Below are 17,130 nucleotides of genomic sequence, written 5' to 3'. Positions count from 1 at the left end.
TGCGCGGTGGTGGGCATCCGCGAAGCCGGGGTCGGCGGCCGCATTCCGCCGAGGTTAGCCGCAGGTACCGCCGTTGAGCGCGAAGGCGGGCGGCGGGTTGTTCGCGCCTGCGCGGGTGCCCAGGAAGCCGAAGTGGACGGTGCTGCCGGGGGCGATCGCGGCGTTCCAGTCGGCATGGGTCGCCGTCACCGCGGCACCCTCCTGGCTGATGGTCGAGTTCCACGCCTGGGTGACCCGCTGGCCGTCGGGGAACGACCACGCCAGCGACCAGGCCGGGACCGGGGTGGCCCCGGTGTTGGTCAGCGCCACCTCGGCGTGGAAGCCGGTGCCCCACTGCGTGACGATCCGGTAGTCCACCGAGCACGACGACGCGGTGGAGCGGAACGAGACCTTGTGCAGCTGGCCGGGCAGGTCGTTCACCAGGTAGATCTCGCCGTCGGCATCGGTGCCGAAGCTCGTGGGCTGGATGGGGAGCTCGCCGATCCGGGCGCTGGTGTAGGTGCCCTCGCCGTTGGGGCGGATCGCGAAGGCGGGGTTGGTGCAGTAGTCCGAGGCGAGGTAGACACCACCCGCGATGTCGGCGAACCGCGTGCCGCGGTAGACCGCGCCGCCGATGACCGCGCAGCCCTCGACGGAGGTCTGGTAGGTGAACACCGGGTCCACATAGGTCTCCCCGCTGCGGCAGCGGGACGGGTCGAACAGGGCCGTTCCCTCCCGGCAGGACCAGCCCAGGTTCGCGCCGCCCTGGTCGGCGCGCAGGTGGTCGACCTCCTCCAGGGCGCCTTGGCCGACGTCGGCGATCCACAGCGAGCCGTCGGCCGGGTCAAAGGAGAAGCGCCACGGGTTGCGCAGGCCGTAGGCCCAGATCTCCGGCCGCGCGCCCGCGACGCCGACGAACGGGTTGTCCGCGGGCACGCAGTACAGCGGGCAGCTCACGTCCAGGCGCAGGATCTTGCCGAGCAGGGTGTCCAGCCGCTGGCCCGCGTCGAACGGGTCGCCTGCGCTGCCGCCGTCGCCGATGCCCCAGTACAGGTAGCCGTCGCCGTCGAAGGCCAGCTGGCCGCCGTTGTGGTTGGCGTAGGTCGCGTGCTCCTGGGTGAGCAGCTCGGTCAGGGCGCCGCCCGCGTAGCGGGCCAGGGTGACGGCGTTGTCGGACGAGCGCGTGTAGGCCAGGTAGAGCGCTTGGTCGGCGGCGTAGTCGGGGGAGGGGGCGATGCTCAGCAGGCCGCGCTCGTTGCCGCTGGTGCTCACCGCGGCGGAGATGTCGAGCAGCGGCTCGGCGGCCAGGCCGGTGTCCGGGTGGTACACCCGCACGGTCCCGGCCTTCTCGGTGATGAACAGCCTGCCGCTGCCGTCGTCCGGGGCCGCGATCGCGGTCGGCCGCCGGAGCCCGAACGCGACCTGCGTGGTCTCCACGACCAGGGTGTCCAGGTCCGGCGCCGCCGCGCGGCTGGCTTGGGCCTGCGGAACCGCCACCACGGCCACGCCGAGGACGACGGCGGCCAGCATGCTTCGTCGCATGTCCACTCCAATCCGGGTTGGGAGCGCTCCCAGCGTGGCGCGTGGACGGTTGTTCTGTCAACGGTGTCACTCAGGCGGGCGCGCAGGCGTCCAGCAGGGTGTGCAGCAGGTCGTTCGCCGGGGTCGGGATGCCGTGGGCCCGGCCGAGCCGGACGATCACCCCGGTGATCAGCTCTGTCTCCAGCGGCCTGCCCGCGAGCCGGTCGTAGAGCATCGACGTGCCGTCCGCGCCGTCGAAGCCGCGGTAGAACTCCAGCGTGGCCGCGATGTCGGCGGGCCCGAGGTCGGCCCCGGCCGCCCGGCCGACGGCCACCGCCTCGCGCAGCACGACGTCGGCGAGGTCGAGCATCCGCGCGGACTCCATGACCTCCATCCGGCGCAGGGTGAGCGCGGTGATCGGGTTGGCCGCGGCGTTGCCGAGCAGCTTGCGCCACGCTGCGGTGGTGAAGTCGGCGTCCTGGCGCACGAGCAGGCCCGACCCGGCCAGCAGCCGGGTCAGCGCGGCGGCCGCCGGGGACCGCGGGACGACGACCTCCCGCCCCCGCCGGTGCAGCACCTCGCCGTCGGCGCGGCGCTCGGCGGCGATGTAGACCAGGCCGGGCAGCAGCGCGGCCGGGCCGAGCAGGGGCCCGGCGTGCTCGGCGTGCTCGACGCCGTTCTGCAGGGCGACCAGCGTGCTGCCGGGCCGCAGCAGCCGGGCCATCCACGGCGCGGTGGAGGCGGCGTCGCGGGCCTTGGTGGTCAGCAGCACCCACTCGGCGGGTTCGGCCTGGTCGGGCCGGGTGATCACGCGCACCGGGAGTTCCGTGCGGACCCCGCCCGCGCGCAGCGCCAGCCCGGCCAGCGGCCTGCGCGCGCAGACCAGCGGGTCGATGCCCGCTTCCAGCGCGGCGTGCGCGAACACGGTGCCCAGCGCACCGGGGCCGACAATGGCCATTGTCGTCATGAGGATTCTCCCGGCGATCGGAAAGTCGCCGGGATCGTACTGGGGGAATTGCCGCGCGGGTGCAGCAAAGTTTCCCCCCGGTTGGCGCGCTATTTCGGCAATGATGCGCAGAATTGCGGCTGGAGCAGGAAATCCCGGGCCGCGGCCCGGCCCCAGTTCCACTCGGTCGGGCCTTCAGTCGCCAGGCGCGCGGCGTGCGGCTGGAGCACGCAGCCGCGCACCTCGGCGGGCAGCTCGGCGAGCGCGGGCACGGCGTCGGCGGAGAGCCCGGCGAGGTACCCGGTGTCGATGCGCCCGGTCTCGGCGTAGCGCTGCACGTTCCACCGCGCGACGAACGCCTCCGGGTTGAGGACGACCAGGCCGAGCAGGGCGGCCAGCCCGCTGCCCAGCACGGCGGCGGGCAGCCAGGCCGCGGCCAGCCGCCTGCCCGCGGCCAGCACCATCAGGCACACCAGCCCGAGCCAGAGCTCCGCGACGCCGACCAGCAGCCGCAGCACGGTGAAGCCGTAGCTCTGCTGGTAGAGCCACAGCCGGGTCAGCGCGGAGGCGACGACCACCAGCGCGGCGGCGGTCAGCCCGCCGAGCAGCCCGCGCAGCCAGCCCCGCTCGACCGCGGTGCCGCGGGGCGCGACCCGCGCGGCGACCGCGATCACTCCGAGGGTCAGGGCGGTCACGGCCAGGAGCTGCCAGAAGCCGCTGCGCGCGTAGTGGGCGTAGGTGAGCCCTGCGGTCGCGGTGACGTAGGCGTCGCCGCCGAACAGCGCAGCCACCTGCACGCCGATGAACAGCGCGAACAGCCCCAGCAGCACACCCACGGGCAGCGCCCACTCCACCAGCCGAACCCGCTTGCCCGGCCGCGTGCGGGCAGCGGCGTCGCGGCGGTGGAAGGCAGCCCCGGCCAGCAGCACCACGGCGACGAGGAACACCGCCAGCGACGGCCCGCTGAACCCGGACAGGTCCGGGACCAGCGTCACCACCAGGTCGGCGAACGCCGCGTCGGCCGTGGCGAACAGCGCCCCGAACACCAGCAGCAGCACGGCTCCCACCGCGATGGCCAGCCCGATCCGCGGCCCGTCGCGGCGCCCCCGCACCGCCGCGGCCGCCCCGGTCGCCAGCCGAGGCCAGGTGAGCAGCCCGGTCCCCACCAGCGCCACCGCCCCCATCCCCAACTCCCCGGCCGACCGCCCGCCGGCCACCGCCAACGACAAGCACACCACCGCGCCGAGCAGGCAGAGCACGAACAGCCACCCGGCGTCCCTGATCGCCGCGGTCGCCGCCAAGGCCACCGCCAGCCCGAGCCAGACCGCGCCCGCCCGGTGGCCGTCGAGGCGGCGGAGCAGGCCGACCGCCGCGGCGAGCACCAGGAACGCCAGCGACCACCCCAACCCGACCGCCCCGACCGGCGCGAGCACCGCGGCGGCGAGCGCTCCCGCACCGACTACCGCGAGCACCCTGCGGGAGGCGGGCGCGGTCCACTCCCGATCCGGCACCGGCTTGGTGAGGACCCCGATTGCGGTTGATTCCGGCATGGCTCGACCCCGACTCCTACTCGGCGAAAATCTTGCGGAATTGCTCAGGCGGGCAACGTGACCCGAATGCGGCAGCCGCGGTCGGAGTCGATGACGCCGATCGTGCCGCCGTGGAGGTCCACCGCCCACTTGGCGATCGACAGGCCCAGGCCGGTGCCGCCGCCGGAGGCGCGCTCGCCGCGGGTGAAGCGGCCGAAGACCTGGGCGCGCTCCTCCACCGCGATCCCCGGCCCGTCGTCGGCCACCTCGATGCACAGCTCGCCCGGCCCCGCCGCCGCCGTGAGCCGGACCAGGCCGTCGGCCGGGCCGTGGCGGACGGCGTTGTCGACCAGGTTGGCCAGCACCTGGTGCAGGCGCTCGGGGTCGGCCCGGACGACCGCGGCCGGGGGGACCACCGACACCTGGAACGACGGGGTGCGGCCGGTGGCGGCGGCGTTGACCTCGGCCTCGGCCACCACGTCGGCCAGCAGCGGCGCGACCGCGACCGGCTCGGGGCGCAGCGGGTGGGCGCCCGCGTCGATGCGCGAGAGGTCCAGCAGCTCGGTGACCAGCCTGCCCAGCCGCTCGGTCTGGGCCAGCGCGGTGCGCATGGTCGCCGGGTCGGCCGGGCTCACGCCGTCGACGACGTTCTCCAGCACCGCCTGCAACGCGGCGATCGGCGTGCGCAGCTCGTGGGAGACGTTGGCGATCAGCTCCCGCCGCGTGCGGTCCACGTCGGCCAGGTCGGCGCTCATCTGGTTGAACGCCCGCCCCAGCTCGCCCACCTCGTCGCGGGCGGTGACGCGCACCCGCCGGGAGTAGTCGCCGCGGGCCATCGCGCGGGCCGCGGCCGTCATCTCCCGCAGCGGCCTGGTCATCCCGTGCGCCAGGATCTGCGAGGTGAGCAGCGCGCCGATGATCGCGGTGATCGAGGTCGTCGGCGGGATCCAGCCGATCATCAGCCAGAAGTAGCCCAGCGCCGCGCTGCCGGAGGCGACCAGCAGGATGCCGATCTTCAGCTTGATCGAGCGCACCGGGTCCAGCGGCCGGGGCAGCAGGTCGACCAGCGCCGCCATGCGCGCCTTCACCGGGTGACCTCCAGCGCGTACCCCACGCCGTGCACGGTCCGGATGAGGTCCGCCCCGAGCTTGCGGCGCAGCGCCTTGACGTGGCTGTCGACCGTGCGCGTGCCCGCGGCGTCGGTCCAGCCCCAGATCTCGGCGAGCAGCCGCTCCCTGGGCTGCACGGCGCGCGGGCGGGCCGCCAGGTAGGCCAGCAGCTCGAACTCGATGGGCGTCAGGTGCGCCTCCACCCCGGCCCGCCGCACCCGCCGCTGCACCGGGTCGACCTCCAGGTCGCCGACGACCAGCGGGCCGGTGGTGGCCGCGGCGCGCTCGACCCGGCGCAGCAGGGCGTGCACCCGGGCGGCCAGCTCCCGGATGGAGAACGGCTTGGTCAGGTAGTCGTCCGCGCCGACCGCCAGGCCGACCAGCATGTCGTTCTCGTCGTCGCGGGCGGTGAGCATCAGCACCGGGACCGGCCGCTCGGCCTGCACGCGGCGGCAGACCTCCAGGCCGTCGAAGCCGGGCAGCATGACGTCGAGCACGACCAGGTCCGGCGGGTTGGCCTGGGCCGCGGCCACCCCGGACGGCCCGTCGCAGGCCACCTCGACGGTGAAGCCCTCGGCCCGCAGCCGCGCCGCGACCGATTCCGCGATGGTCTGCTCGTCCTCGACCACCAGCACACGCCTGTTGCCCATGCCGCCGACTCTAAGCAGCGGTTGTGGGCGAAGCCGGGGCGAGGTGTGGAGGTTCTGTGCGGGTCAGCCCGTCCAGAAGTCCCAGAACGCCTGCAGCACCAGCGCCACGACCACCACGTACCACAGCGCCAGGATCACGCTGTGCACCCGGCGCAGCGCCGGCAGCTCGAAGGTGTCCAGCAGCGTGTACCAGAACAGCGGGGCCATCACCGCCCACACGACCATGCAGTACGGGCACAGCGCGCGGATGTCGTAGAGGCTGGCGAAGATCAGCCAGTGCACGAACACCAGGCCGAGCATGGTGCCGACCAGCATCCCCAGCCGGAACCAGCGCGGCGGCCGGAACCCGGCCAGCCCGGCCACGCCCGCGGTGACCACGACGGAGAACGCGGCGATGCCGATCAGCGGGTTGGGGAAGCCGAACGCCGCCGCCTGCGGGCTCTCCATCACCGAGCCGCAGGACACCACCGGGTTGATCGAGCACAGCGGGACGTGCGTCGGGTCGGCCAGGACGGCCAGCTTCTCCAGGATCAGCGCGACGGCCGCGGCCAGGCCCAGCCCGCCGCCGACGACGTAGAGCCAGGACAGCGCCCGGCTCACTCGCCCAGCTCCCCGTCCACCAGCTCGCGCAGCTGGGCCTCCACGTCGCCGTAGGTCTTGCCGGTCGGCTCGAACAGCCGCCCGTTGACGAAGATCGACGGCGTGCTCGACACCCCGGCCGCGCGGCCGTCGGCGACGTCCTCGTCGATGCGCGCCTGCACCGCGGGGGAGGCCACGTCGGCGTCGAACTTCGCCAGGTCGAGCCCGATCCGCTCGGCGTAGCCGCGGAACAGCTTGCCCGCGGCCGCGGCGTCGTCGTTGACCGCCTGGCCGTCCGCGCTGAGCGCCCACTGGGCGTAGTTGCTGTAGAGCTGGTGGTACATCTCGGCGAACTTGCCCTGCTCGGCGGCGGCCTCCGCGGCGCGGGCGGCGGGCTGGGCCAGCGGGTGCATGTCCAGCGGGAAGTTGCGGACCACGAAGGTCACCCGGCCCGCGTAGTCCTTCTCGATCTTGCTGGTGATGTTGGTGTAGTACTGCTGGCACGCCGGGCACTGGTAGTCGAGGAACTCGACGATCGTCACCTTCGCCTCGGGCGCCTCGGTCAGCGTGTGGCTGCCGGGCGGGTTCAGCACGCCGGCGGGCACGCCCCCGCCCTCAGGGGAGTCGGAGCGGTTGAACAGCAGGATGCCGCCCACCACGAGGACCGCGACGACCACCACGACGGCGGTCAGGATCACGTTGAGGGACACCCCGCTCCGGGCTGCGGTCACGGGGTTCTTGCTGCGCGTCATCTCTGGGGTCTCACCTCGGCCTCGACGGTACCTGCGCTTGGGGTAGTCGGACGGGTCGGCGCGGGAGTTCCCGACTACCGTGGGTGGCGTGCGGATCGCCACGTGGAACGTCAACTCGGTGAAGCAGCGCGTGCCCCGGCTCCTGCCCTGGCTGGACGAGCGCGCGCCGGACGTGGTCTGCCTGCAGGAGACCAAGCTCACCGACGCGGCGTTCACCGACCTGCTCGGGGCGGAGTTCGCCGCCCGCGGCTACGCCGTCGCCGCGCACGGCGAAGGCCAGTGGAACGGGGTCGCCCTGTTCTCCCGCGTCGGCCTCGACGACGTGGCGATCGGCCTGCCCGGCGCGCCCGGGTTCCCGCACCAGGAGGCCCGGGCGGTCTCGGCGACCTGTGCGGGCGTGCGGGTCTGGTCGGTGTACGTGCCGAACGGGCGGGTGCCCGGTTCCGACCACTACCGCTACAAGCTCGCGTGGCTGGCGGCGCTGACCGAGGCCGTCGCCCCGCACGCGGACTCGGCGATGGTGTGCGGCGACATGAACATCGCGCCCAGCGACGCCGACGTGTTCGACCCCGCCGCCTACGCGGGCCACACCCACGTCACCGAGCCCGAGCGCGCCGCGCTCGCCGACCTGCGCGCCGTCGGCCTGCACGACGTGGTGCGCGAGCGCTGGCCCGACGAGCGGATCTTCTCCTACTGGGACTACCGGGCGGGCACGTTCCACCAGAACCTCGGCATGCGCATCGACCTGATCCTGGCCGGGACGCCGCTGCGCGAGCGCGTCCGCGCCGCCTGGGTCGACCGCGCCGCCCGCAAGGGGACCAAGCCCAGCGACCACGCGCCGGTCGTGGTCGACCTCGACGAGGCCCCGGACGGCGACATCGGCCCGGTCGTCCCGCCGCCGTCGGCGGGCGCGCCGCGGCGGCGGCGGCCGCTGCCGCAGCAGGGCATCATCAGCTGAGCCGTGCGCGGACCGTGCGCGTTCCGTGCGCGCGGTCGGCGACCGTGGTCCCACCAGTGGAGACCACGAGAGGCGAGCCATGACGAAGGAACTGACCCTGATCGGACTCGGCCCGATGGGGCAGGCGATGGTGGCGCGGTACCTGGACGCGGGGTACCGGGTCACGGTGTGGAACCGGACGGCGGCGCGGGCCGACGGGCTGGTCGAGCGGGGCGCGATCCGGGCGCAGACCCCGGCGGACGCGGTCGCGGCGAACCGGCTGGTGCTGCTGAGCCTGACCGACTACCAGGCGATGTACGACATCCTCGACGGGGTGGACGTGGCCGGGCGGGTCATCGTCAACCTCAGCTCCGACACCCCGGGCGACACGGTGAAGGCCGCCGCCTGGCTGGCCGCCCGCGGCGCCGAGCTGGTCGTCGGCGGGGTGATGGTGCCCGCCCAGCTGGTCGGCGGGGAGGCGTCCTACGTCTTCTACAGCGGCCCGCGGGCCGTCTTCGACGAGCACGCCGAGACGCTGGCCGTCATCGGCAGGACCGACTACATGGGCGCCGAGCACGGCCTGGCGCAGCTGTTCTACCAGGCCCAGCTGGACGTGTTCCTGACCGTCCTGGCGGTGGTCCTGCACGCGGCCGCGCTCATCGATGAGGCGGGGGTCGACCCGAAGGTGCTCAGCCCGTACCTGGCCGAGACCCTCACGACCATGCCCATGTACCTGGAGGAGACCTTCGCCAACATCGCCAGCGGGCAGCACCCGGGGGAGGAGGCCAACGCGCTGATGATGGGTGCCACCGCCCGCCACATCGTCGGGGCCAGCGAGCAGGCGGGCGTCGACGCCGCGCTGCCCGCCGCGGTGCTGTCGCTGTACGACCGCCTGATCGCGGCGGGGCGCGGCCGGGAGAGCTGGACGGCGCTCTACGACGTGATCCGTCAGCGCACGCTCAAGCCGTAGTGCCGGTCGACCCGCAGGCGCAGCACCATGCGCTTCTCGGCGACCATGGCGGCGCGGAAGTCGTCCCAGTCGGGGTGCTCGCCGCTGAGGTCGCGGTAGAGCTGGACCAGTTCCCCGACGGCGTCGTCGTCGGGGGACTGGGCCACGGCGGAGAACTCGGCGGTGCCCTCGACCACCAGGTAGCGCCAGCCGTCGGCGCTGGTGACGTAGTAGGACGCGCGCGGGTCGCGGCGCAGGTTGGCCGTCTTGGCCCGGTCGTCGGTCACCGACATCCGCAAGGTCCTGGTGGCGGGGTCGTAGTGGTGCAGGAGGTTGGACAGCTGCGGCCTGCCGTCGCGCTTGATGGTGACGAGCGCGCCGAAGGGGCGGTCGCGGAGCAGGTCCAGCGCGTGGTCATCGGTCATGTCCGACCCCAACGCGCTGGACCGCCCCGCTGTTCCTGATCATCCCCGGTTGCCCAGGCCGAGCCAGCTCCTGCGGTGCGGGTGCGCGTCGGTCACCTCGCCGCGGGCCGCTTGGTCGCGGGCAGCCTGGTCGTGCGCGGCCTGCTCGTAGAGGTCGTCGCGGGTCGCGCCGGTGGTGGTGCCGGGGATGGGTCCGGTGGTGGTGCCGGCAGTGGCCCCGGTGGCGCGGTGCTTGCCGACGGTGTCATCGCGCAGGGGCGTGTCCGTCCGCGTCATGTCCGCGCGGGTGGTGTCGTCGTGGTAGGCGCGGTGCTGCTCGGGAACGTTGGCGACCACGCGGCCCGTCCCGGCGGTGAAGCGGCCGAGGGCCACCGACGCCAGGAACACGATCAGCGTGCCCAGCCCGAGGTGGTACACCAGCTCGATGGCGGCCCGGGTGACCGGGGAGTCGCCGATCGGGCGCCCGCCCGCGGGCGCGCCGCCGTTCCACATGGAGCTGACGGTCTGGCCGAGGACGAACCAGGCGCCGCCCAGCGCGGCCAGCCAGCCCCACAGCACCCCGCCCGCGCTGCGCGCGCTGGCGATGAGCCCGAGCCCGCCCAGCACGACCAGCAGGCCGGGCAGGAAGTTCAGCAGCAGCCGGGCAGCGGTGAACTGCCACGGCTGGTCGGTCCCGTACGACATCCCGAGGTAGGGTCCGATCAAGGGGATGAGCGCGCCCCACAGCCCCAGCAGGACGAGCAGCACCCCGTTCACCGCGCCCCGCCGCCGAGGCACCCGTCCCACGTCCTCCCGATGCGTGGTCTCTGCGTCGGCCCTGGTCATCTCGTCGGTCCTCTCGACAGGCAATGGGTATGCCACTGGGTACCCATCCTGCGGGACACCGAATCACCGCAGCGCGCTGACCAGCCCGTTTGGGTGATTATGCGGCTTTGGCGATGATTGCCGAGGTTTCCATCGGCAGGTCCGCCACGCGCTCGACCACCAGGCCCGCCCGCGCGAGCAGGGCGCGGAAGCGGTCGAGGGTGCGGTGCCTGCCGCCGTTGGTCATCAGCAGGTGCAGGTCCCACAGCGACGGCAGCACCGTCGCGCCCTCGTCCACCACGACCCGCTCCAGGACCACGACCCGGCCGTCCGGTCCGGGCAGCGCGGCCCGGCAGCGGGCGAACAGCCCGGCCACGGCGTCGTCGTCCCAGCCCGCCAGCACCCGGCACAGCAGGTAGATGTCGCCGCCCTGCGGCACCTCCGCGAACATGTCGCCGCCGACGACGGCCACCCGGTCGCCGAGGTGCGCCAGCTTCTCCTTGGCGATCGGCGCGACGTGCTCGCGGTCGATCAACGTGCCCCGGGCGTCCGGGACGGCGGCCAGGAGGGTGCCGAGGAGCTGGCCCGCGCCGCCGCCGCAGTCCACGATGTGCTTGCCCGCGAAGTCGATGACCTGCGGCACGTGGTCGAAGAAGAGGTTGCCCGCCTTCATCGCCGCCTGGAAGCGGTCGGCGGCCTCGGGGCGGGTGTCGAGGTAGGTGTAGAGCGGCTCGCCGAAGGCGACGTCCCAGCCCGCGCTGACCGTGCGGACGGCGTGCTCGGCGTGCGCCCACGCGGTGTAGAACTCCTCGCCGTAGAGCAGGCACATGTCGCGCAGGCTGCCGGGCTGGTCGAGCAGCACCCGGGAGACGTCGGTGTTGCCGTAGCCGGACTCGCCGTCGCCGGTGAACACCCCCATCGCCACCAGCAGCCGCATCAGCCGGTGGATGCCCTCGGGCGCGGCCCCGGTCGCCGCCGCCAGCTCGGCGGGCGTGCCCCGCCCCGCGGCGATGTGGTCGGGCACGCCGAGCTTCACCGCGACGTAGAGCGCCTGCGCCCGCCACCCGCCGGTGATGATCTCGATCGCGGCGCCGGTCGCCGCCTGGTCGCTGTGCACCTGGGTCGCCCCCCTCAGGTCGGGATGCCGCCGCGGTCGATCACCGGCACCTCGATGCCGAGCGCCCGGAGCTGGTTGAACGGGTTCATGAACTCCCGCTGCCGGACGATCTTGCCGTCGGCGAGGTCGAAGGAGTGCAGGAAGTGGTTGCGGTAGTGGCCGGGCGGATAGCCGGGGTAGCGGATCTGCCCCTCGCCGTCGCACTCCGCCCAGAACCGGTTGGGGTCCTGCGTCTCGAAGATCTCGATGTTGAACCACACCCAGTCGGGGAACATCCGCAGCGACCACTCCCCGTGCCTGCGCAACAGGTCGTGCCCGCGCGAGACGACCGGCTCCGCGGTGTCGGCGGTGTAGAGCCCGGCACTGCCGTCCTCGGTGAACAGCAGGTACCGCGTCAACCGCGACTCCCCCTGCCTGCTCAGGTAATCCTCGACCACCGCGCGGTTGCGGCGCCGCAGCTCGATGTCGGTGTCGAACACGCTGACCTCGCTTCCGGGAGACCGATCCCGTTCTAACGACGCCCCACCCACCCGGTCAACCGCTGTCCAACCGACTGATCGAGGACTTGGACACCCGCGCGGTACCGTGCCCGCATGACCCCCTACGCAATCGCCGACGTCTTCACAACCGTTGCCCTGCAAGGCAATCCCGTCGCCGTCTTCACCAACGCGACCGACATCCCCACCGCGCTCATGCAACGCATCGCCCGCGAGATGAACCTCTCCGAGACCGTCTTCGTCCTCCCCCCGGAGTCTGGCGGCGACGTCCGGGTCCGCATCTTCACCCCGGTCAACGAACTCCCCTTCGCAGGCCACCCCACCCTGGGCACCGCCATCGTGCTCGCTTCCACCCCAACCACATCAACCCCAGGACAGACCCCGCCCTCCCAGGGGGCTGACCCCCTCGGTCTCCATCCTATCGGAGAGGACCGACAAAACCGGACGCGACACTCCGGTAAGGGAGAGGGGATTGAGATTGAGGGGGAGGAAGCGGGAAGCAAGGCCGGGGATGGTGCAGGCGAGGCTGGGGCGGGGGAAGGCGCGGGCGACGGAAAGGCGAGCAAGGCCGGGGAAGGCGTCGACGCGGCTTGGGGTGGCGGTGGCGCTGGTGGGGGTGGCGCGGGTGGTGTTGGCGGATCGGGTTGGGGTGGGGGTGGCGCAGGAGGGGGTGGCGCGGGTGGAGTGGGTGGATCGGGTTGGGGTGGGGAGGTTGATTGGTGGGGTGTGGGGGATGCGGGTGAGGAACTGGTGATGGAGACGGGGATGGGGAAGGTGCCGTTTCGGCTTTATCGGGTGGGTGGGGTGGTTCGGGGGGCTTCCATGCGGCAGCCGTTGCCGGTGTGGGAGGAGTACGAGGGGGCGGAGCATCTGCTGCGCGCCCTCGGGCTGGAGGGGTCCACGGTGCCGGTCGTCGCCTATCGGAATGGGCCTCGGCATGTGTTTGTGGGGGTGGCGGATGAGGCGGCGCTTGCCGCCGTGCGGCCGGATTTGCGGATGTTGGCCGAGCATGAGGACATGGCGGCCAACTGCTTCGCGCCTGCCGGGGATGTCTGGCGGACCAGGATGTTCTCCCCTGCCTACGGTGTCGCCGAGGACGCGGCCACCGGGTCGGCCGCGGGGCCGTTGGCGTTGCATCTCGCCCGGTACGGGTTGGCGGGGTACGGGGACGGGATCACGATCCGGCAAGGGGTCGAGATGGGGCGGCCGTCCACAATGTACGCCAAGGTCACCGGATCGGCCGAGGGGATCGAGCGGATTGATGTCGCCGGGGCTGCGGTGGTCGTCGCCAGGGGGACGTTCCTAGGGCTGTAGGCGGGTGGTGGTCCAGTTCGGGCCGCGGTCGTAGCGGAGGCGGTGGTAGAAGCGGTCGGGTTGGTCTTCCCAGAATTCGATCGTGGCGGGCTTCAGGTGGTAGCCGACCCAGGTCGCGGGCCGGGGTGGGCGGGCGCCGGAGGCGATCTGCTGGACGCGGGCGCGCAGGGCGGCCGGGTCGGTCAGGGGGGCGCTCTGCCGGGTCGCCACCGACATCGGCAGGACGTGGTCCGGGCGCGCCGCCCACAGCGCGTCGGAGTCGGCGGCGGGCAGGACCGACGTGGGGCCTGCGAGGGTGACCTGGCGGCGGTTCTCCCTCCAGTACAGCACCCCCGACGCCCACCCGGTCGCGGCGATGTCGCGGCCCTTGGGGCTGTCGCTGAAGCTGGCGAAGACGATCCCGTCGCCGGTCACCCGCAGCAGCTGCACGATCCGGCTCGACGTGCGCGCGTCGGGGCCCGCCGTCGCCAGCGCCAGCGCGCCCGGGTCGGTCAGGCCCGGGGCGGCCAGCCACTCGCGCAGCAGGTCGCACGGATTCGCGGTCGGGTTCTGGTACCAGTCCACCCCCCTTGGATAGGGGAGACCGGCCGCGGCGGACAAGGGGTGCGCGCGCGGAGGTGACCAACTCACGGCTCCCCGCGGGCGATCACCTCCCGGTACCACTCGAAGCTGGCCTTCGGCGTGCGGGCCAGGGTGTCGTAGTCGACGTGGACCAGCCCGAACCGCGGCCCGTACCCGTGGGCCCACTCGAAGTTGTCCAGCAGCGACCAGTGGAAGTAGCCGCGCACGTCGATCCCGGCCGCGATCGCCGCCCGCAGCGCGGCGAGGTGCCCCGCCAGGAACTCGATCCGCTCCTGGTCATCAGGGGACGACGGGTAGGCGCAGCCGTTCTCGGTCAGGTAGACCGGCGGCAGGTTGGGGTAGCGGCGGACCAGGTCGGTCAGCGCCTCGGTCAGCCCGTCGGGCTCCACCGGCCACCCCAGGCCGGTCCTGGGCACATCCGGCAGCCGGGTCAGGTCGACGCCGATGTCGTCGGCGGTGCGGGCGGCGGGGTCGGCGGTGCGCGGGGGAGCGTCGGCGACGTGGCGGCGGTAGTAGTAGTTGATGCCCACGTAGTCCAGCGGGGCGCCGATCACGTCGAGGTCGCCGTCGCGGCGGAAGGACAGGTCGGTGATCGCCCCGAACGTCCCGGCGTAGTCAGCCGGGTAGGCCCCGCCGAACAGCGGCTCGGTGAACTGCCTGCGCAGCAGCAGGTCGAAGCGCTGGGCCGCGGCGGCGTCCCCCGGGCCGACCGGCACGGCGGGGGACTGGTTCAGCACGATCCCGAACCGGTGGTCGGCCGGCGCCTGCTCGCGCATCGCCCGCACCGCCAGGCCGTGCGCGAGCAGCAGGTGGTGGGCGGCGGCGAGGGAGCCGTGCCCCTCCCGCGCGCCCGGGGCGTGCCTGCCCTCGGCGTACCCGGCGACGGCGGAGACGAACGGCTCGTTCACCGTCGTCCAGAACCGGATGGACTCGCCCAGCTCGCCGTGGATGAAGGCGGCGTAGTCGGCGAAGCGGTGGGCGGTGTCGCGGCTGCGCCAGCCGCCGGTGTCCTCCAGGCCCTGCGGCAGGTCCCAGTGGTAGAGCGTGGCGAACGGCTCGATCCCGCGCCTGCGCAGCTCGTCGGCGATGCGCCGGTAGAAGTCGACGCCGCGCCGCTCCGGGGCGCCCCGGCCGCTGGGCTGCACCCGCGTCCAGGCGATCGAGAAGCGGTACGCCTGAACCCCCAGCCTGCTCAGCAGCTCCAGGTCCTCGGGCCAGCGGTGGTAGTGGTCGCAGGCCACCGCCCCGGTCCGACCGTCCTTGGTGGCGCCCGGCTTGGCCGCGAAGGTGTCCCAGATGGACGGTCCGCGGCCGTCTTCGGTGGCGCCGCCCTCGATCTGGTAGGCCGAGGTGGCCACACCCCACAGGAAGCTCACTTGGCCAACCCCTCGATCTCCGCACTGACCTGGTTCCACGCCTGTGCTGACGACAACTCGCCCGCGGCGACCCGCTGCGCCGCCCGGTCCAGGGCGGCCTGCGCGTGCGTCGGGTGCGGACCGAGGGCAGTGGCGGCCTGGCTGAGCAACCGGCCGACGGGGGCGTCGTTGACGGCCGGGTCGGGGCGGCCCGCGACGGACTGCTCGCCGTAGACCGAGGGCGTGGACGGCAGGAGCCCGGTCGCGGCGAAGACCCGGGCCTGCTGCTCGGGCGCGGTCAGCCATGCGGCGAGCGCCGTGGCCTCCTCGACGTTCGAGCCCTCCGCGGGGACCGTGAGGTACGCGCCGCCGCGGTTGCCGCCCGCGCCGGGCACGGTGGTCATGTCCCACCCTCCGCCGTCCGGCATCTGCCCGGCCGAGCAAAGGGTTGTCGCGGATTCGGTCCCGCCCGTGAGGTCCACGGCGGTCATCGCCAGGTCCCACGCCTGCTTGAGGTCGTCGGGCGACTGGTCGGCCATCGCGTCCAGCACGGCCGGGAGGCTGTCCACCCAGGACACGCCCGCCGGGGCGGACGCCTGGAACCGCTTGCCCAGGTCGAGGTACGCCTCCCAGGTCGGCCACCGCGCGGCGAGGTCGTCGCGGTCGACGGGGAGCCCGGCGGCCGACAGCAGGTCGGGGCGGTAGCAGACGGCCAGGCCGCCGATGTGGGCGCCGTAGCCGATCTGCCTGCCGTCGGCGCTCAGCGACGCCGACCACACCCAGCCCAGCCAGCGGTTGGCCATACCCGTGGTGGTCACGTCGACGAAGTCGCCCGGCGACCGGGTGAACTCGTGCACGCGGTCGAGGGCGATCGCCTCGATGTCGGCGGCCGTGCCCTCGGCCAGGCCGGCGGCCAGCGCCCGGTGGTGCTCGTCGGGGTCGGCGGTGCGGACCACCACGTCGATGTCCGGGTGCGCCCGCTCGTACTCGGCGATGAGGTCGGCGTAGCCGAAGTCGGCGTACAGCCCGACCGTCACCTCCGTGGTTCCCGAGCCGCAGGCGACCAGCGTCCCGGCGGTGAGCAGTCCGACCATCGTCTTGGTGAGCACGCCCCTATGGGAGCGCTCCCAGATGGCTGGTGTCAAGCCCCGGTCACACCGCGCAGCGCAGCGGCCCGCCGTTCCAGGTGATGGCGTCGGTCAGCGCGGCGACCAGGTCCACCGGCTTGCCGTCGAGGTCGGCGTAGGCGCGGTGCAGGTTGAGGACCACGCGCTCGGGGTCCGGCCAGTCGGCGAACTCGCCGAGGTCGACGTCCGCGGCCGCCAGCGGCGACCGGCCCGCCGCCCGGCCTTCGGCCGCGGTGGCCGCGATGAACCGGTAGTACCGCTCGTGGGCGTCGAGGACCGGGGCCAGGTCGTGGATGACGGGTCCGTGCCCGGGCACGACGGTCTCCGCGCCGAAGTCCGCCAGCCAGGCCAGCGAGCGCAGGGCGCCGTCGAGGGAGCCCATGAGGACCATCGGCGTGATGCCGTGGAAGAGGAGGTCGCCTGCGAAGAGCACCTTGGACTCGGGCAGCCAGGCCACGACGTCGCCCTCGGTGTGCGCGGGGTAGCCGGGGTGGCGCAGGTCGATGCGCTGCTCGCCCAGGTGCAGCGTCAGCGCGTCGTCCACGATCACCGTGGGCGGGCGGACGCTGCCGACCCCGAACTCCGGCATGGGCGACCACACCGGTGGGGCCGCGGTGAGCAGGACGTCGGCCAGCAGGCCCTCGCGCGTCTTGCTGTGCCCGGCGATCGCGGTCTCGGCGGGCAGCAGGGCGTTGCCGTAGCAGTGGTCGCCGTGCAGGTGCGTGTTGACCGCGAACCGGATCGGGGCGGCGCCCGCGACCGCGCGCACGGCGGCGAGGAACCGCTCGGTCCGCTTGCGCGTGGCGCAGGTGTCGATCAGGGCGACGCCGTCGCGCCCCCGCACCAGCCCCGCGTTGTTGATCCACCAGGTGCCGTCGGCCTGCACCCAGGCATGGACCCCGTCGGCGATCTCGACCAGGACGCAGTCGTCCACAGCCACCCCTTTCCGTCTCCGCGA

General features: G+C 73.4%; 18 protein-coding genes. 3 read left to right on the top strand and 15 right to left on the bottom strand.

Going from position 1 to position 17,130, the window contains the following annotated elements; genetic code table 11:
* Nucleotides 1-54: 54 nt before the first annotated feature.
* The 7 genes from ACWEPX_RS23190 to ACWEPX_RS23160 form a co-directional block, all read right to left on the bottom strand.
* The gene (locus tag ACWEPX_RS23190; protein ID WP_451899314.1) at nt 55-1,521 is read right to left on the bottom strand and encodes a PQQ-dependent sugar dehydrogenase; all 1,467 of its coding nucleotides are present in this window, start codon (nt 1,519-1,521) and stop codon (nt 55-57) included.
* A 70-nt stretch (nt 1,522-1,591) separates the two neighbouring features.
* Nucleotides 1,592-2,467: a 2-dehydropantoate 2-reductase gene (locus ACWEPX_RS23185; protein ID WP_451899313.1), complete on the bottom strand. Its 876-nt coding sequence runs from the start codon at nt 2,465-2,467 to the stop codon at nt 1,592-1,594.
* A gap of 89 nt (nt 2,468-2,556) precedes the next feature.
* Complete coding sequence (locus ACWEPX_RS23180) at nt 2,557-3,996, bottom strand: DUF4153 domain-containing protein (protein WP_451899312.1); 1,440 nt, start codon at nt 3,994-3,996, stop codon at nt 2,557-2,559.
* 44 nt (nt 3,997-4,040) lie between these two features.
* A complete protein-coding gene (locus ACWEPX_RS23175; RefSeq protein WP_451899311.1) occupies nt 4,041-5,063 on the bottom strand; it encodes a HAMP domain-containing sensor histidine kinase in 1,023 nt (340 codons plus the stop codon).
* Nucleotides 5,060-5,734, bottom strand: coding sequence for a response regulator transcription factor (locus tag ACWEPX_RS23170; RefSeq protein WP_451899310.1), 675 nt, complete (start codon nt 5,732-5,734; stop codon nt 5,060-5,062). The genes ACWEPX_RS23175 and ACWEPX_RS23170 overlap by 4 nt, the downstream gene beginning before the upstream one ends.
* A 63-nt stretch (nt 5,735-5,797) precedes the next feature.
* Entirely contained in the window at nt 5,798-6,334 is a 537-nt protein-coding gene (locus tag ACWEPX_RS23165; RefSeq protein WP_451899309.1) for a vitamin K epoxide reductase family protein, read from the bottom strand.
* Nucleotides 6,331-7,044 (bottom strand): DsbA family protein, encoded by a 714-nt coding sequence (locus ACWEPX_RS23160; protein ID WP_451899308.1) that lies wholly within the window; start codon nt 7,042-7,044, stop codon nt 6,331-6,333. The genes ACWEPX_RS23165 and ACWEPX_RS23160 overlap by 4 nt, the downstream gene beginning before the upstream one ends.
* A 109-nt stretch (nt 7,045-7,153) precedes the next feature.
* On the opposite strand from ACWEPX_RS23160, the gene ACWEPX_RS23155 reads away from it, so the two are divergent.
* Entirely contained in the window at nt 7,154-8,023 is an 870-nt protein-coding gene (locus ACWEPX_RS23155) for an exodeoxyribonuclease III (RefSeq protein ID WP_451899307.1), read from the top strand.
* A gap of 79 nt (nt 8,024-8,102) precedes the next feature.
* Nucleotides 8,103-8,972, top strand: coding sequence for an NAD(P)-dependent oxidoreductase (locus tag ACWEPX_RS23150; protein ID WP_451899306.1), 870 nt, complete (start codon nt 8,103-8,105; stop codon nt 8,970-8,972).
* Here the strand turns inward: ACWEPX_RS23150 and ACWEPX_RS23145 are convergent.
* The 4 genes from ACWEPX_RS23145 to ACWEPX_RS23130 all read right to left on the bottom strand — a co-directional run bounded on the left by ACWEPX_RS23145 (nt 8,951) and on the right by ACWEPX_RS23130 (nt 11,776).
* Nucleotides 8,951-9,376 carry a PPOX class F420-dependent oxidoreductase gene (locus ACWEPX_RS23145; RefSeq protein ID WP_451899305.1) on the bottom strand — a complete coding sequence of 142 codons (426 nt, stop codon included), beginning with the start codon at nt 9,374-9,376 and terminating at the stop codon, nt 8,951-8,953. The genes ACWEPX_RS23150 and ACWEPX_RS23145 overlap by 22 nt on opposite strands.
* A gap of 39 nt (nt 9,377-9,415) precedes the next feature.
* Entirely contained in the window at nt 9,416-10,201 is a 786-nt protein-coding gene (locus ACWEPX_RS23140; protein ID WP_451899304.1) for a hypothetical protein, read from the bottom strand.
* Between the two features lie 97 nt (nt 10,202-10,298).
* Nucleotides 10,299-11,297, bottom strand: coding sequence for a methyltransferase (locus ACWEPX_RS23135; protein WP_451899303.1), 999 nt, complete (start codon nt 11,295-11,297; stop codon nt 10,299-10,301).
* A gap of 14 nt (nt 11,298-11,311) precedes the next feature.
* The gene (locus tag ACWEPX_RS23130) at nt 11,312-11,776 is read right to left on the bottom strand and encodes a PhzA/PhzB family protein (protein WP_451899302.1); all 465 of its coding nucleotides are present in this window, start codon (nt 11,774-11,776) and stop codon (nt 11,312-11,314) included.
* Between the two features lie 114 nt (nt 11,777-11,890).
* Here ACWEPX_RS23130 and ACWEPX_RS23125 point away from each other — a divergent pair, with 114 nt between their 5' ends.
* Complete coding sequence (locus tag ACWEPX_RS23125) at nt 11,891-13,108, top strand: PhzF family phenazine biosynthesis protein (protein WP_451899301.1); 1,218 nt, start codon at nt 11,891-11,893, stop codon at nt 13,106-13,108.
* On the opposite strand, the gene ACWEPX_RS23120 is transcribed toward ACWEPX_RS23125, so the two are convergent.
* The 4 genes from ACWEPX_RS23120 to ACWEPX_RS23105 all read right to left on the bottom strand — a co-directional run bounded on the left by ACWEPX_RS23120 (nt 13,097) and on the right by ACWEPX_RS23105 (nt 17,106).
* On the bottom strand, nt 13,097-13,672 hold the full coding sequence (locus ACWEPX_RS23120; RefSeq protein ID WP_451899300.1) for a pyridoxal 5'-phosphate synthase: 576 nt from the start codon (nt 13,670-13,672) through the stop codon (nt 13,097-13,099). The two genes, ACWEPX_RS23125 and ACWEPX_RS23120, sit on opposite strands and share 12 nt — an antisense overlap.
* Before the next feature lie 62 nt (nt 13,673-13,734).
* Nucleotides 13,735-15,066: a GH1 family beta-glucosidase gene (locus ACWEPX_RS23115; RefSeq protein WP_451899299.1), complete on the bottom strand. Its 1,332-nt coding sequence runs from the start codon at nt 15,064-15,066 to the stop codon at nt 13,735-13,737.
* Entirely contained in the window at nt 15,063-16,154 is a 1,092-nt protein-coding gene (locus ACWEPX_RS23110; RefSeq protein WP_451899298.1) for an extracellular solute-binding protein, read from the bottom strand. The genes ACWEPX_RS23115 and ACWEPX_RS23110 overlap by 4 nt, the downstream gene beginning before the upstream one ends.
* A 43-nt stretch (nt 16,155-16,197) precedes the next feature.
* Nucleotides 16,198-17,106 (bottom strand): MBL fold metallo-hydrolase, encoded by a 909-nt coding sequence (locus ACWEPX_RS23105; RefSeq protein ID WP_451899297.1) that lies wholly within the window; start codon nt 17,104-17,106, stop codon nt 16,198-16,200.
* Nucleotides 17,107-17,130: the final 24 nt, after the last annotated feature.

This window comes from Actinokineospora sp. NPDC004072 (assembly GCF_053604195.1).
The sequence above is the reverse complement of the archived record's forward strand: the minus strand, read 5'-3'. Positions and strand labels throughout refer to the sequence as shown.